The sequence below is a fragment of the Methylophaga sp. UBA1464 genome, assembly GCF_002325665.1.
GTDB lineage: Bacteria > Pseudomonadota > Gammaproteobacteria > Nitrosococcales > Methylophagaceae > Methylophaga.
Map to the genome: position 1 here is coordinate 1 of NZ_DCSO01000072.1, position 15,674 is coordinate 15,674.

The following is a 15,674-nucleotide window of genomic DNA, read 5'->3' on the forward strand; positions in this document are numbered from 1 at the left end:
TCAGCTTCCGGATCTGAATCACCATGGAGACGGTCGCCGTAGGTGGACTCGCATACCAGTACATCAGCGTGCTGCAGTGGTTCCGGCGGACGCATGATAATGTCGTTTTGTCGTCCCACATCACCTGTAAAGACTACTGTGCGATCTGAACCTTTGTGATGAACATGCACACAGGATGAGCCCAGAATATGCCCAGCTGGTGTGAAGCTGACTTCAAAGCCTTTTACTGGCTCAAATGTCTCGTGGTAATGCAGAGATTCGAAATGTTTTAACGCTTCTCTGGCATCTTTTTCGGTAAATAATGGTTCCGGGCTCTCGTGTTTTGAGAACTTCTTGCGAAAAGCATATTTGGCATCTTCTTCCTGCAGATAACCGGCATCGGGCAACAGCACATTACATAACTCATGGGTGGCCTTGGTGCAGTAGATTTTGCCTTTAAAGCCGTTTTTGACCAGTGCTGGCAGATAGCCGGAATGATCGATATGAGCATGCGTCAGTACCACGGCATTGATGGTTGAAGGATCGACCGGAAACGTTGCCCAGTTCCGTCGCCGCAAGGTTTTCACCCCTTGATACAAGCCACAATCCACCAGCAATCGGTGATTATCATCAGAAAGCAGGTAACGGGAACCGGTTACTGTGCTGGTACCACCGAGAAATCGAAGTTTCATATGCGTGTGATCCTTGTCTGACAAATACTGTTTTTAGCTAGAGTACAGTTTACTGGGGTTAGACATACAAACTGTTGATATGGGTCAAATCTTTGGTGGACGTCTTTATTCTCAATTTATACGCTAAACATAGAAATGTTTACCGTATCACTACTTTCATAAACTTGTCAGATATTGACCATATTGATGCAGATTAACTGTAACTCTATTGATTTGTAGTAACGTCTAATTGAAAAAGCATTTACTTGTTGAGATACAAGCGCGTGGTTATTGAACCGCATCTGTTGTGACTAAAATCCACTAATCAAAGCGTTTCACTCTGCTATTACAGCAAGATAGATGTCCTCTTTAATAACCTTAAGGAATCCACATCATGACACTACAGCAAATAAATCAAGAAAGATCAGCTAGCATTTCGACGATTATCGCCGCTTCTGAAAAGTCTGAAGATGAAAAATCGCCTCAGGTTCCTGATCCTTCCGAAGGCACTTATCAGCCGGCAGATGACCCGGATGATGATAAACAGAAAGAGGCCGAAGAGGCTCCACCTATGCCGCAGCCTCCCACTCCGCCATGAGCACCTAGTCAACAGGAATGCATAAAAAAAGGCCCCGTTTGTATTAAAAACGAGGCCTTTTTTATGCTGCTAGAGCATTAATGGTGATGATGATCACCCGTGCCATCCACCACGGTCACATACGGTGCTGGATATTGCAGAGTGGATTGACCATGGCCGCCGTGGCCAGCATGAGCTGAATGATCCATTTCACTATCTTCCTCAGTCATATCCATCTGAGGATCATGGTGGTGTTGATGGGCTGAGTGATCGGTTTCATCTTTAGCCTGACCATGTTGATGCTGATGGCTTTTATGTTGACTATGATCCACGGAATGCTCAGATTCACCCTTAGTTTGGCCATGCTGGTGTTGATGCTGATGCGCTTTATGCTGACTGTGATCACCTGATGGATCTGTTTGCTGATCCATCTCATCATGTTGTTGATGTAATTCATCTTCTTCAAAATCCATTTCACGATATTGACCCTGCACTTGTCCCCGGGTTTCGACGGTTGCTTCGGCAATTTGATCCCAATGTAATTCGCCTGATTCGCATTTCTGCGTGACCGGAAAAGTCAGCACGCTGGTGGCACCCACACCAATCCGCCCACGGAAAATAAATTCATCAAAATGAATATCACTTAAGGTATTACCTGACCAGGTAATCTGCCGAACAGCTTCGGTTATCTCAACCCCAGCCTTAAAGAATGGGCGTTCAACCGGCTTTTTGACGACTTCCAGCTGCCAGCCCGCTTTGGGCATGGGTTGCACAAATTGCAGACCTTCCGGAATATCAACCGTGATGCGGGTAGTCCCCGATCCATCACAACCCGCGGTTACTGCCAGGACGCCCTTGTAATAACTGCCACTTTCCGCCTGAGTCTGCTCGAGAAACACTTGAGCATTAGCCAAACCGGGTATCAACATCGCCAAGCACAAAAGTTTATTTTTCATCATTTTTCCAACCTGATTTCCATTGTGGGTTAGCACCCGTTTTGTTTTATCCGAGTGGTATTACTTAAGCATATCCCGAATATTGGATAAATGCGCTTTGCCACGCTCTTTTCGTTCTTCCGGATCAACCTGGGTTTTTTCGGTCATCCAGATCAAATCTTCTGGCGGTAACTCGCGAAGAAAACGACTTTCTTCACAGTCCACCTTTTCACCGTAACGTTTACGGGTATTGGCCAGCGTCATCACCAGACTGCGTTGTGCCCTTGTGATGCCAACGTAGGCCAGACGCCGTTCTTCCTCGATGGAATCCTCTTCAATACTGGTTCGATGCGGCAGGATTTCTTCTTCCATTCCGACAATGAATACATGCGGAAATTCCAGCCCTTTCGCCGCATGCAATGTCATCAGATGCACCGCATCGGCCTGATTTTCATCAGCCTGCCGGTCCATGATATCCATCAACGTTAAACGTGCCGCAATATCGCCAATCGATTTTTCTTCGGTGTCCTGATCAATCATTCGCTCGATCCAGCTGACCAGTTCATCGACATTTTCCATACGTCGATTGGCTTTATTCGGATCGCCACTGACTTCTTCCAGCCAGCCGCGGTAATTGATCTCCTCGATCATATCCTTGATCGCATCCAGCAGATTGCCACGGGCAGCACGATCGGAAATATCAATCAGCCAGCGGGTAAAGACTTCCAGGTTCTGCACTGATTTAGCTGGCAGACTTTCAGCCAGTCCCATTTCAAAACAGGCGCCAAACATGCTGGTGTTCCGTTTGGCAGCATATTCTCCAAGCGCCTGTAAGGTAGATGAACCGATACCTCGACGTGGCGTGTTAATGACTCGTAAAAAGGCATTATCATCATCCTGATTGGCCAGCAGGCGCAGATAGGCCATGATGTCTTTGACTTCAACCCGCGAGAAAAACGAGGTGCCACCGGTCAGAAAATACGGCACGTTATGTTCACGTAACACTTTTTCCAGCGAACGGGATTGATGATTACTGCGATACAGAATCGCATAGTCCTTGAAACTGGCCTGGTGTTTGAGCTTGTGATAAAGCAGCTCGGAAATAACTTTTTCTGATTCATGTTCGTCATCACGACAGCCAATCACCCGAATCGCATCGCCCTCGCCCATCGCACTCCACAGTTTCTTTTCAAAAATATGGGGGTTATGACTTATCAATGTATTGGCGACTCGTAAGATACGGCCCATCGACCGATAATTCTGTTCCAGTTTAATCAGCTTTAATCTTGGAAAGTCAGTTTGCAGTTGCACCAGATTTTCTGGGCGTGCGCCACGCCAGGAATACACCGATTGATCATCGTCCCCTACCACGGTGAGCTTTTCACGAATGCCGACCAATTGCTTGACCAGTTCATACTGACAACCGTTGGTATCCTGATATTCATCCACCAGCAGATAGTGAATTTTGGCCTGCCATTTTTGTAACACATCACGATGTTCTCGGAACAGAATCACCGGTTTTAAAATCAGATCATCAAAATCTACGGCGTTATAGGCCTGCAATGCCTGCACATAACGTGGGTAAACCCTGGCAGCGAATTCTTCCTGAGCACCGTCGGCAATCTGGGCCGCCTGCTCGGGCAAAATTAATTGGTTTTTCCAGTTTGAAATCAGGTTTTGCACTTCCTGTGCATGATCGCTGTCAGCCGCAAAATCACGTCCCATCAGATCGCGAAAAACCGCCAGTGAATCCTGGGCATCAAAAATGGAAAAGCCGGGACGATAGCCTAGTGATTTTCCATCACGCCGCAGGATATTCAAACCAAGCGTATGGAATGTGGATACCATCAAACCTCGCGCTGAGGCTTGTCGGGTAGACATCAAATCAGCAACCCGCTCCTTCATCTCACGAGCGGCTTTGTTGGTAAAGGTTACGGCGGCGATATTGCTGGCTTTCATACCGCATTGCTCGATCAGATAGGCAATCTTGCGGGTAATCACCCGCGTCTTGCCACTGCCGGCACCGGCTAACACTAACAACGGTCCATCGATGTAACGCACAGCTTCCCGCTGTTGCGGATTGAGATCTTTCACTAAATATTAATTCGCTGTGTCGAGGCGTCGATAGCCGATGGCTTCTGTTAAATGGACTGTTTGAATGTCGGGTGAACCGGCCAAATCAGCAATGGTACGGGCCACTTTTAAAATACGATGATAGGCACGGGCCGACAGACCAAAACGACTGATGGCTTTTTCTACTAGTTGAAAATCCTGATCTGACAAGGTGCAAAAAACCTCTAGTTCTTTATGTTGCAGGGACGCATTGGCTTTGTTGGCACGATCAAGTTGAATCTGCCGTGCCTGAATCACCCGCTGACGAACCTTTTCACTGGACTCAGGAGGAACATCATCAGGCTGAGGCCGCAACAGTTTTTTATCCACTGCCGGCACCTCCATCAACATATCAATGCGATCCAATAACGGGCCGGAGATCTTACCACGGTAGCGTCTGACTTGCTCTTCTGTGCAATGACATCTTGCCTGCCCCAGATAACCGCACGGACAGGGATTCATTGCGGCAACCAATTGAAATTTAGACGGAAATTCCGCCTGATTGGCAGCACGGGATATCGTTATTTTTCCGGATTCAATTGGTTCTCTTAATACTTCCAATACTTTACGGTCATATTCCGGCAATTCATCAAGAAATAAGACACCGTTGTTTGCTAAAGAAATTTCACCCGGTTTAGGCTGACTGCCACCACCAACCAAAGCTACCGCCGAAGTTGTGTGATGCGGTGCCCGAAAAGGGCGCTGCATCCAGTTTTCCACCTGAAAACCAGCTGAAGAGATTGAATGAATGGTTGCCGTTTCAATCGCTTCCTGCTCACTCATCGGCGGCAGAATGCCCGGTAAACGACTGGCCAGCATAGTTTTACCCGTACCGGGAGGTCCAGCGAAAAGTAGGCTATGCGAGCCAGCAGCCGCAATTTCCAATGCCCGCCTTGCTGATGCCTGACCACGCACATCGGCTAAATCAGCATAGTTATTTTGACTTTGCTGTTGTTTATTCAGATTGGGCGATAAACGTAATTGATCATGCAAATGTGCACAGACTTCCAATAAAGTCTTCGCAGCAAAACTCTCACCCTGTTCAGTAAGCGCCGCCTCTTCCGCATTCTCAAACGGCACCATTAATTGTCGGTTGGCGTCAGACGTCGCTAACGCAGTAGGTAACACACCCCTAACCGCACGTAATTCACCGGTCAGACCCAACTCACCGATAAACTCCATGTTGCTTAAGGATTGCACCGGAATTTGATTGGAAGCCGCCAGAATGCCCAACGCAATCGGTAAATCAAATCGCCCGCCCTCTTTGGGTAAATCGGCTGGAGCCAGGTTGATGGTGATGCGTTGCTGAGGAAAATTGAACTGAGAGTTTATCAACGCCGAACGAACGCGATCCTTGCTTTCCTTGACCGCCGTTTCCGCCATACCCACAATCGACAGACTGGGCAGACCATTGGAAAGATGCACTTCAACCGTCACTGCCTGAGCATAAATACCGGTCAAAGCACGACTGTAAACCGTGGCAATACTCATATTCCTTCCCTGGAAAATTAGTTTAAATTGATTCTAGCGGATATAAGCCAGAGGATGAAGTTCAATCCTGGCTTAATCAAAACGGGTTATCAGTTTCTATCGAAATGTTTATTTGGTTATCAGCCAGTTTTCCAACCTCAATGCTTCAACTCGTTCAAATTCGCGGATATTGTTAGTGACTAAGGTCAGTCCTTCGCTTCGAGCATGACCCGCAATATGTATATCGTTCACGCCTATGGGCGTACCTTTACTTTCCAATTCAGCCCTAATATCGCCGTAATGTGACGCCGCTTTAATACCGTATTCCATTACTTCCAAACGCGAAACAAAGTCTTCGACCACTTTTAGATTATGCTCAGTTCGTTCACTTTTTTCTGCACCATGCAGCAATTCAGCCATAGTGATGCTGCTGATACACATTTGTCCTGCATGCCGATTAAAAATATCTAAAACTTCAATTGGCCTACGCTTTATGACATAAATCACGATATTGGTGTCGAGCATATATTTAATCATCAAACGATTCCCGTTCAGTTTGATGCTGGTCTGCTCGTTCAGTCATAAAGTCATCCGTCACAGTCTGTTGTGCCAGGAAAAAGCTATCCCACGTATTATCGACCGGCGACAACACCCTTTCTGAACCTAACACCCGAACCGTAACTCGTTTAATTCCTTCTGGGAATCGTGTTTCTGCAGGCAGCCTCACTGCTTGAGTTTTATTGTTTTCGAATACTGATCCTGTAGCCATAAATTGCCCTCTAAAATGTATAGAGTTATTGTATATATAATACAATATATACATCAAGACTATATACAAATTTATTGTTTTTTAGTTAAAACATTAATTAAACCTGTTTTCACCTTCACACTATTTTCACGTTTTATTTTTTATGGTCTTTCAAAGTCGTTTTTCCAAACCGCGAATAAATCGTCTAGCTAATTTTTCCTAAAGTCGTTTTATATCGTTGCCGTTTCGCATCCTTGGTAAAGCATTTTTGAACCAAAGGTTATCCATCACACAATCAGCATAGATTCACGGAAGACCTTAATAAAACACGGAGAAATCATGCTTCAACGTCGATTGAGCAGCGCTATTTCCACCATTCTTCTTCTCACTTCCACCAGCCTCGCAGCGGATCAGATTCTGCTTGATGATGGCAGTATTCTTAAAGGGTCTATCAAACAGATTTCTGAAGGCAAAGTCATTATGGATACCGCTTTTGCCGATGAAGTCACCGTCGATTTCAGTCGGGTAACGCAAATCAGTACCGATCAGAAACACCTGATTGAACTGGATAGCAGTGACCGGGTTCTGGGTCAGCTGACGGTTAATGAACAGGGCCAGCATCAATTGACTGGTACAGCGTTTGGCACAGTGGATATTGATCCGAAACGCATTAATACACTGTGGGAAACCGATGCGGTGCAACCGCAAACTGCGGCAATGGAACAGCAATATCAGCAGGAAATTGAGCAAATCAAAACCGCTCAGGCGCAGGAGAAAGCGGAACTGGAAGAAACTTACACAGCCGAAGTGCAGCAACTTCGGGCAGAACGTGAAGCCTTGCTGGATCCGTGGAGTGGAAGTCTGGCATTTGGTGTACAAGGTGCCAGTGGTAACACTGACAGAATGGCGGTCACTGGCCGAGGGGAACTGCATCGGGAAACAGCAAATGAAAGACTGGGCATGTATCTGGAAATCAACTACGCCAAGGAAGATGACGAGCAGACCGAAAATGAAAAACTGGCCGGAATCAAACTGGAACGTGATATCAGTGAAAACTATTTTGCCCGTGGCAGTGCTGATTTTGAGATTGATGATTTTGAAGAGCTGGATTTACGTGCGATTACCACAGCCAGTCTGGGGCGATTTTTTATTCGTGAACCGGATTTAATCTTCAAAGGCTTTGCGGGTGTCGGTTATCGTTTTGAAAGTTACTCTGATGGCACCACCGAAAAAGATCCAACCGGTGTTCTCGGCTATGAGACCAACTATAACCTCAATAGCCGTTTAAATCTGTTTCACGATTTGACCTACTATCCATCCTTCAGCAGCCCAGGCCAAAACTATTTATTGGTCACTAATTTTGGTGCTGAAATGCCGATTACCAATGACGAAGCCTGGAAGTTACGGGCAAGCCTGAGAAGCCAGTACAACAGCCAACCTGCATTAGATGCTGAAACAACGGATACCAACTATCGGCTGAATCTGGTGTATGACTGGGATTAACTCAGCGTATTTTGTACCATCGCGTTTTGCAGTAAATGTTCAACAAACCCCGGCCGTTTATACTGAACGGTCGGGTGTTGACGCCAGACCAGCTGAATAGACTTTTGCAGCGTATTATCCTCCAGAGGGATGGCCGTTAAACTTCCATGTCTGACTTCATCCACTACCGCAGAAGCAAATACCAGTGAGATGCCTAAACCGGCTCTGACCGCCTGTTTGACTGCCTCAGTGCTGCCCAACTGCATCGTGATGCTGGGCATCTGCTGAAATTCATGCAGATAGTTTTTCAGTAAACGACCGGTGCCACTGCCGGATTCACCGCCAATTAAATTCAACCCTGCCAGCATGGATTTCGTGATAACCGGCAGCTTTGCCAACGGATGTGTGGGTGGTGCAATCAACACCAACGGTTCGGTTTTCCAGATATGCGATTCAAATCCGGCTTTAGGTGACCACCACTCCATCAATGCCATATCAATTTCAGCATTTTCCAGTTTTTCGGCAATGCTTGGATTCGCATCAATCAGCAGATCCAGTTTTTCCTGCTCCAGTGATTGACTGCTGAGGTAATCCTGCAAATAGGGTTGCAACAGATAAATACCGATGTTGGAACTGGCCCCTACTTTTACAGATGGTGTCGTCAGCATCGCTTGCAAAGCCCGATCGTGGAGGCGTAACATGCTCTCCGCATAAGGCAACAGACGCAATGCGTGCTCGGTTGGCTGACATCCGCTTCGGCCACGTTGAATCAATGATACTGACAACATGTCTTCCAATTTTTGAATGTGCTGAGTTACCGTCGGTTGCGCCAATCCCAATTCAATAGCAGCCGCCTGAAAACTGTGTTGTTCAATCACCGCTATCAAACTTTTCAGCCAGACTAGATTGAGCATGATTGTTTCCTTTCTATGCGTATTTGATTGGCTGGATCCAATGGCTGCCCGTCATGCAATACCCTGAGAATATTTTCAGCAGCACGTTTTTCAATGGCCAGACGAACATCACTTACCGCCGAACCGATATGTGCCGTAAACAACGTATTGGGATGTGCTAAGAAGTTGGGATCGATCTCATTGGGTCGATCGTCACGGGCCCAATCTTCCATTTCAAACACATCACTGGCATAGCCGGCTAAGTGACCACTCTCCAGCAATCGTAAAATGGCAGCCTCATCAACCACCGATCCACGACATGGATTCACCAGAAACGATCCCGGCTGCATCTGCTGTAAACGCTGCTGATTCATCAGATGCTGAGTTTGCGAATTTAAGGGCAATGCCATAATCACAATATCAGCCTGAGCAAGCGCCTCATCCAGAGTCATAAACTCAAGATTTAATGCAGCCTGCTTTTCAGCAGCTAAAGCTTGTTGATCGGTATAAACCAGCTTAGCGTCCCAACCATTAAGCCGTTGGGCGATGGCCTGCCCAATGGCACCCATGCCGATAATGGCAATGGTTGAACCTTCCACACCCAGTCCGTAAAACTGTGGGCGCCAGCCTTTAAAATAGCCGCTTCGAACATGCTCGTCTGCTGCCCGGATATGTCGAATCAGGCCAACCATCAGACCGATGGTCAGTTCGGCAGTAGGAACTGTCAGCAAATCCGGTACAAAGGTCAGCCAGACATCATTTGCAGTGCAGGCATCGACATCAAAGTTGTCATAGCCTTTTAATGCCGCACCAATCACTTTCAGATTCGGACAGGCTTTCAGGAAGTCTGCATCCACTCTATCCGGCATAAACACCATCAGTGCGTCAGCATCATGTGCCAGTTGCATAGTATCGTTTCGGGACAAACTGAAAGTCGTCTGATTGGTTATCAAATCACAATGCGGCGCCAGCATTTGCAGCACTTCATCGTGTACTTTATGGGTAATCACCAGTTTGGGTTTCATTGTCATCCCTTACTTGAATTTTTTGCGTAACACACCGCTTAACGCGTCAACTAATGTGACCATCAGCAGAATCACCAGCAGGATCGCAAATACTTCCTGATATTGCATGATGCGTAATGAGCCCATCAGCTCAAAGCCGATACCACCGGCACCGACCATGCCCATGACTGTGGAAGCACGGAAGTTATATTCCCAGCGGTAAATCGCCACATCGGCAAACTGCGGCATCACCTGTGGCAGAATCGCGTGATATAACACCTGCATCGGCGATGCACCGGCTGCACGGGCGGCTTCAACCGGAGCTTCATCCACATGTTCAATCGCTTCGGCAAAAAATTTACCGACCATACCAATTGAATGTAATGCCAATGCCAATACACCCGGCAACGCACCAAACCCCACTGCGGCCACGAAAATAATCCCCATGATCAGTTCAGGCACCGATCGCAGTGCATTTAACACAATACGTGACAGCTGAAATACCAAACCATGTGGCGCTGTATTGCGTGCGGCCAGAAACGCCATCGGAACCGAAAACATCACAGCTATTGCCGTTCCGGCAATACTCATTGCCAGCGTATCTAACAATGGGGAAAACCAGTTACGGATATTGGTAAAGTCAGGGGGAAACGACTCACCAGCCAGGGTGCCAATCGCTGGCAGACCATTTGCCAGTAATTCAAAGTTAAGTACATTCACATACCAGGCAGCCAGCAGAATGATGGCCAGTAAGGCCATCACCTGCAGAGTTTGTTTTTTCCAGCGCTGGCTGTAACGTTTCAGTGCATCTTGATGTGTAATGACTTGCGTACTCATAAAACGTCCTTACATCGTGGAAAAATCAAGATTGAGTAATTTGCCCATATCGCGAATCACGTCATAATCAGCGTCGGTAATCGGTGCAAACCCTTCGGCTTTAAAGTTCTTCAGCACTTCTTCATCATCCAGACTGACAAACGCATCTCTGATGTTAGCTTTCAAATCATCATTCAGATTAGAGCGCATTGCCCATGGGTACTGCGGATAAGGTTTGCTGTGTCCCAACACTTTTACCCTGGCCGGATCAATCAGCTTGCGTTCCACCACGAAGTTGAAAATCACTTCAGACAAACCACCGGCATCGGCATTACCGTTAGCGACATTCACGGCAACCGCATCGTGAGTACCGACAAAATGCTGTTCATAATCGGTGTCGGCTTCGATGCCGCCTTGTTCAATTAATACCGTTTTAGGTATCAAGTGACTGGAGGTTGAAGCACGATCGCCATAAGCCATTTTTTTACCCTTGATATCGGCATAAGATTCAATGCCCGAGTCGGCATTGGCAATAATGATTGATCGATACGTCGGTACACCATCAATCACCATCGCGGCGAACGGCTCGATATCACTTTTTGATTTGGCCATGACATAAGAAAGCGGACCAAAGTACGCCAAATCAATACGTCCAAAACGCATGGCTTCAATCATTGAGGAATAATCGGTGGTGACTATCAGTTCTACTTTTTTATTCAGCGTCGTTTCAAGATAATCTTTTAAAGGTTGATTACGCTTGATGAGTTCTGACGCATTTTCATCGGGAAGTAAAGCGACTTTCAGGGTATCCGGATCAGCGTCTGCAGCCATACTTGGTGCTATAGCTGTCACTAGCATGGATGTGGCTAACAGTAATTGTTTAAACAGTTTCATCAGGCAATCTCCAGTTGTGTTGCAGTTTTAGTGGGTAAGTTTTGTTGGGCAGATAAGCGGGGTTTGTCTTTGGCTGATTTATCGTTTTTAAGCGTAGACGGTTGCTGATAAATCAATGCCAGTTGTGTGTCGTCCAATTGATCCGGTGCGGCATCAAATACAACCTGTGCATTCGCCAGGCCGATAATGCGGTCTGCAAAGCGTTTGGCATATTCCAGCTGATGCAAGGAAACGATGGTGGTGATGCCATCTTCAGCACAGATTTGTTTTAACTGGGACAGGACTTTTTCAGAGGTAGAAGGATCCAGGCTGGCGACCGGTTCATCCGCCAGAATGATGGTTGGCTGCTGTGCCAAAGCCCTGGCAATACCAACACGTTGTTGCTGTCCACCGGATAATTGATCGACACGAGACAAGGCTTTGTCGGCTAGTCCGACGCGATCCAGACAATGTAATGCCAGCTCCAAATCAGCGTGAGGCATCGGCAACAGGCTTCGCAAAAAAGAGTGATATCCAAGACGGCCCATCAGTACATTCTGCAAAGCGGTGTGACGCAGGATCAGTTGATGATGCTGAAACACCATGGCCGTTTTACGCCGATGTCGACGTAAAGTACGCTGACTATCCAGCACACCGAATTCGGCTGAAGTTACCTTGCCTGAAGTGGGCTTCACTAAATGATTAAGCGCGCGTAATAATGAAGATTTTCCGGCACCGGAGAGCCCGAGCAGCACATTGAATTCGCCACGTTGAAACTCAACTGAGGTTGAACGTAATGCTTCGATTCCACCGGGATAGGTAATCCCGAGATTCTCAATCGAGAGAATCGGCTGAGGTGTTTTTTTAGACGTCATATCATCACCTTTCGCAATATTAAGCACCGCAGTATTGCGGTTCACAATGGAATGCTAAGGTTTAAATATGACTGGCAAATGAAGGTTAGATGACCATTTGATGACAGGTGACTGACCTGTCGACATAAAAAAACCGCCAGTCCATAACAGACGGCGGTTTTTTATCACTTAGATTAAGTGAAAACTTAATCGAGATAGCTGCAGCAATAATCGACTAACTCAGTAATCTCAATATCAAACGATGAATTGGCCGGTACATTAAATGACTGACCGTAGGTAATCGGCGTCCAATCCGTGTCACCATCCAGACGGTAGCGCAATTGTCCGGCAAGAATTTCCATTAACTCGGCTTTCTCGGTACCAAATTTATATTCGCCCGGCATCATGATGCCAAGGGTCTTATAACTGCCATCCTCAAATGTCACTTTGCGGCTGGTTACTTTGCCATCGAAATAGATATTGGCTTCACGGGTCACCGTGACATTTTCGAATGTAGACATACGGCTCTCTCTGGTAAAAATTTGAAGGAATATACGCCTGAGTTAGCGGGCTGTCATCCAGTCTTTCATCTCTTTATACCCTTTAGGTACTTCATAGACATACAGACTGTCGGTTTTGGTTTCTGACCAGGTGGCACCGTTACGATCGACATAATGAATCGTATCGCCGTCTTTTTTGATAGCGTAATGCACATAAGGGCTGCTTGATTTAGGATCGGTAAAGACAAAACCATGCTGCATTTTTAATGACACATCACGATCCACACCTTTCTGGAAAGTACCCAACGCGGGCGTCACGCGCCACCAGTGATAATCATAGCTGGAAGCATTGTTTTTATATTCCATGGCACGAATATGTTTTGCGCCCTGCATATCGGCTTCTTCATGCCAGTAGCCGTCCAGTTCCTGTTCGCTAATCTGTGGTGGACGCACAAAGTTATAAAGTCCGTTATTGAAACTGAAGCTTTGTTTTTGCCAATCCACCTGCGTCTCGATGGTTTTGTTTGAGGCTTTGCTGCCTTCAGCCGGAGTCATGGTTAACTGACCATCGCCGGATAATTCCACCTGATAAGTATTTTGCGGATCAGCTTCACCGGTCGGTGATAAAAAAGCGATGCCGTTATCAAATGTTAAAACACCACGACCGGACGTATCCACCCAGTGTCCCTGCAAATTCTGCTGCTGGTTTTGACTGATGGTGGTCGCTGATTGTGAAGACGTATCTGCCTGCACAGTTGCTATCATTGGCATGGTTAACATCAACAGGGCTGATGGAATCAGAATAGCTGTTTTTTTCATCTCTCTCTAACTTCCTTATTTAGTTATGGTAAAGCTTTTATTTATTGGTTAACTGCTCCAGCTCTTCGACACGTTTTTCCAACGCTTCGAGTTTTTCACGAGTACGCAATAAAACCTGCGATTGCACTTCAAATTCTTCACGGGTGACTAAGTCCAGTTTATTGAACGTGGAGGTCATCGCAGCACGAATGTTCTTTTCGGCATCATCCCGCATCTGCAACAAGCCGGGTGGCAAGGCACGGGTAATGGTGTCGGCAATTTCATCAAGTTTTTTCGGATCAATCATGTTGGTTCCTTTGATCTAGAGTCCAGGGGTCTGTTTATGTTTCATTGTCTATTCTACGGGAAAGGAAAACTTACTGAAATTTTGCTGCTGGACGGGTAGCTGAAAAACTTCCAAGTTCAGACTTACTTCAGGCAAAAATTTGCATAAATAATTGCATGGTTCAGAGATAAAAGTTCAAATATGACAAAAATATTACAAATAACTTGAATAACAATAAAGGTTTGGAATATTCTCACCCCATCTATTCAACTTATTGATAATGATGACGCAGGCAAAATCAGAACGGCTGACCGAAAACCAATCCTGTGAGGGTGTACTTGATTTTGAATCACTTTGGCATCTTTACACTAATTGGTTTGAAGCCCCCAATATTCGTCGGGGTGGCTGGAGTGGCGTCATCAGGCAAGCTGTCAATACAAATACCGGTGCCGTTGATGCTTTTATAAAGCGCCAGGAAAATCACCTGAGTAAAACATGGCTTCACCCCTTCAAGGGAGAAGCGACGTTCTCCAAGGAATATCGCAATATCCTGAGGTTGACCAAAAAGAACATTCCGACGCTCAAGCCATTGTTCTTTGAACAACAAGGTATGAAAGCCATCTTAGTGACTAAAGCGCTTAATGATTATCAACCTTTGGATATCGCATCACGGAAACTGGATCGTCTGCAGAAACGAGCCTTACTCACCCAGGTAGCCAAAAATTTAAGGCTGATGCATCAGTATCATTTCCAGCATAACTGTCTTTATCCAAAGCATATTTTTGTTAAATACGTGAATGGTGAATGGCGGGTTCGTTTTATTGATCTGGAAAAACTTAAATGGCAACTGTTTAAAACCAGGGCCATTCATCGCGATCTGATTACGCTGTATCGCCACTCTGTTGGAAACTGGTCCGAGAAAGATCGAATATTTTTTTTCCGAACTTATCAGCAGGAAGAAAAGCTTTCACCCAGATCCAAAAAATTATGGCGAAAGTTACAAATAAAAAACGCTACAAAAAGTAAAATCGTTTTTAACCAATTAACTGCCCCAAACTGAAAAAAAATCATTTTCCGTTTAATAACGACCCGAATATTCCCCGCACCAAACGTCTGCCAATCTGACTGCCCACCGAGCGCATCGCACTTTTGGCAAACGCTTCGAATACTGACTCGCGATTACTTTTACGAGCCGGTTTGACCGATTCTTTTGCCGCTTCAGTTTGTTCGGCCAGTGCTGCCTTTTGCATTTTTTCAGCGCGTTCGGCAAGAATTTCATGGGCTGATTCACGATCCAGCATTTTTTCATAAACACCCGCCACCAAAGAGCTTTGCATTAATTGCTGACGTTGTTGTGGTGTGATGGGGCCAATCTGTCCCTGTGGTGGTTTAATCATGGTTCGCTGCACAATCTGTGGACGACCTTTTTCATCCAGCATGGAAACCAGCGCTTCACCCACACCCATTTCGGTGATGACTTCCGTGGTCGAAAAGGCTGGATTGTCACGAAAAGTTTCAGCGGCGGCTTTAACCGCTTTCTGATCTTTGGCGGTATAAGCCCGAAGTGCATGTTGAATACGATTACCTAATTGTCCCAGCACGCTGTCAGGAATATCGGTCGGATTCTGGGTCACAAAATAAACGCCAACGCCTTTGGAGCGAATCAGACGCACGAC

Annotated in this window: 18 protein-coding genes; 3 read left to right on the top strand and 15 right to left on the bottom strand. The window is 46.3% G+C overall.

Annotated elements, in window-relative coordinates:
• Positions 1-671: MBL fold metallo-hydrolase (locus B3O33_RS08730; protein ID WP_292363440.1), on the bottom strand; the 671-nt coding region annotated here is incomplete at its 3' end.
• A 373-nt stretch (positions 672-1,044) separates the two neighbouring features.
• Between B3O33_RS08730 and B3O33_RS08735 the strand changes: the two genes are divergently transcribed.
• Positions 1,045-1,248 carry a hypothetical protein gene (locus tag B3O33_RS08735; protein WP_292362530.1) on the top strand — a complete coding sequence of 68 codons (204 nt, stop codon included), beginning with the start codon at positions 1,045-1,047 and terminating at the stop codon, positions 1,246-1,248.
• A 77-nt stretch (positions 1,249-1,325) separates the two neighbouring features.
• On the opposite strand, the gene B3O33_RS08740 is transcribed toward B3O33_RS08735, so the two are convergent.
• The 5 genes from B3O33_RS08740 to vapB form a co-directional block, all read right to left on the bottom strand.
• Positions 1,326-2,183: a YcnI family protein gene (locus B3O33_RS08740; protein WP_292363441.1), complete on the bottom strand. Its 858-nt coding sequence runs from the start codon at positions 2,181-2,183 to the stop codon at positions 1,326-1,328.
• Between the two features lie 60 nt (positions 2,184-2,243).
• Entirely contained in the window at positions 2,244-4,256 is a 2,013-nt protein-coding gene (gene rep / locus B3O33_RS08745; RefSeq protein ID WP_292362528.1) for a DNA helicase Rep, read from the bottom strand.
• Between the two features lie 6 nt (positions 4,257-4,262).
• Positions 4,263-5,765, bottom strand: a complete 1,503-nt coding sequence (locus B3O33_RS08750; RefSeq protein WP_292362527.1) for a YifB family Mg chelatase-like AAA ATPase — start codon at positions 5,763-5,765, stop codon at positions 4,263-4,265.
• A gap of 108 nt (positions 5,766-5,873) precedes the next feature.
• Positions 5,874-6,281 (bottom strand): type II toxin-antitoxin system tRNA(fMet)-specific endonuclease VapC, encoded by a 408-nt coding sequence (gene vapC / locus B3O33_RS08755; protein WP_292362526.1) that lies wholly within the window; start codon positions 6,279-6,281, stop codon positions 5,874-5,876.
• Positions 6,274-6,513 carry a type II toxin-antitoxin system VapB family antitoxin gene (gene vapB, locus B3O33_RS08760; RefSeq protein ID WP_292362525.1) on the bottom strand — a complete coding sequence of 80 codons (240 nt, stop codon included), beginning with the start codon at positions 6,511-6,513 and terminating at the stop codon, positions 6,274-6,276. The genes vapC and vapB overlap by 8 nt, the downstream gene beginning before the upstream one ends.
• 318 nt (positions 6,514-6,831) lie before the next feature.
• On the opposite strand from vapB, the gene B3O33_RS08765 reads away from it, so the two are divergent.
• Positions 6,832-7,995, top strand: a complete 1,164-nt coding sequence (locus B3O33_RS08765) for a DUF481 domain-containing protein (protein WP_292362524.1) — start codon at positions 6,832-6,834, stop codon at positions 7,993-7,995.
• Here the strand turns inward: B3O33_RS08765 and B3O33_RS08770 are convergent.
• The 8 genes from B3O33_RS08770 to ubiK all read right to left on the bottom strand — a co-directional run bounded on the left by B3O33_RS08770 (position 7,992) and on the right by ubiK (position 14,019).
• Positions 7,992-8,888, bottom strand: a complete 897-nt coding sequence (locus B3O33_RS08770; RefSeq protein WP_292362523.1) for a LysR family transcriptional regulator — start codon at positions 8,886-8,888, stop codon at positions 7,992-7,994. The two genes, B3O33_RS08765 and B3O33_RS08770, sit on opposite strands and share 4 nt — an antisense overlap.
• Entirely contained in the window at positions 8,876-9,892 is a 1,017-nt protein-coding gene (locus B3O33_RS08775) for a phosphonate dehydrogenase (protein ID WP_292362522.1), read from the bottom strand. Before B3O33_RS08775 ends, B3O33_RS08770 begins: the two co-directional genes overlap by 13 nt.
• Positions 9,893-9,901: 9 nt before the next feature.
• Positions 9,902-10,708 (bottom strand): phosphonate ABC transporter, permease protein PhnE, encoded by an 807-nt coding sequence (gene phnE, locus B3O33_RS08780; RefSeq protein WP_292362521.1) that lies wholly within the window; start codon positions 10,706-10,708, stop codon positions 9,902-9,904.
• A 9-nt stretch (positions 10,709-10,717) separates the two neighbouring features.
• Entirely contained in the window at positions 10,718-11,581 is an 864-nt protein-coding gene (gene phnD, locus B3O33_RS08785) for a phosphate/phosphite/phosphonate ABC transporter substrate-binding protein (protein ID WP_292362520.1), read from the bottom strand.
• Positions 11,581-12,435, bottom strand: coding sequence for a phosphonate ABC transporter ATP-binding protein (gene phnC, locus B3O33_RS08790; protein ID WP_292362519.1), 855 nt, complete (start codon positions 12,433-12,435; stop codon positions 11,581-11,583). Before phnC ends, phnD begins: the two co-directional genes overlap by 1 nt.
• Before the next feature lie 185 nt (positions 12,436-12,620).
• Positions 12,621-12,935 (bottom strand): pyrimidine/purine nucleoside phosphorylase, encoded by a 315-nt coding sequence (locus B3O33_RS08795; protein ID WP_069296893.1) that lies wholly within the window; start codon positions 12,933-12,935, stop codon positions 12,621-12,623.
• Between the two features lie 42 nt (positions 12,936-12,977).
• On the bottom strand, positions 12,978-13,733 hold the full coding sequence (locus tag B3O33_RS08800; RefSeq protein ID WP_136552891.1) for a hypothetical protein: 756 nt from the start codon (positions 13,731-13,733) through the stop codon (positions 12,978-12,980).
• Between the two features lie 37 nt (positions 13,734-13,770).
• Complete coding sequence (gene ubiK / locus B3O33_RS08805; protein WP_136552890.1) at positions 13,771-14,019, bottom strand: ubiquinone biosynthesis accessory factor UbiK; 249 nt, start codon at positions 14,017-14,019, stop codon at positions 13,771-13,773.
• A gap of 262 nt (positions 14,020-14,281) precedes the next feature.
• Here ubiK and B3O33_RS08810 point away from each other — a divergent pair, with 262 nt between their 5' ends.
• Positions 14,282-15,058, top strand: coding sequence for a lipopolysaccharide kinase InaA family protein (locus tag B3O33_RS08810; protein ID WP_136552984.1), 777 nt, complete (start codon positions 14,282-14,284; stop codon positions 15,056-15,058).
• A 7-nt stretch (positions 15,059-15,065) separates the two neighbouring features.
• On the opposite strand, the gene B3O33_RS08815 is transcribed toward B3O33_RS08810, so the two are convergent.
• On the bottom strand, positions 15,066-15,674 hold a 609-nt coding region (locus B3O33_RS08815), incomplete at its 5' end, for a helicase HerA-like domain-containing protein (RefSeq protein WP_292363443.1).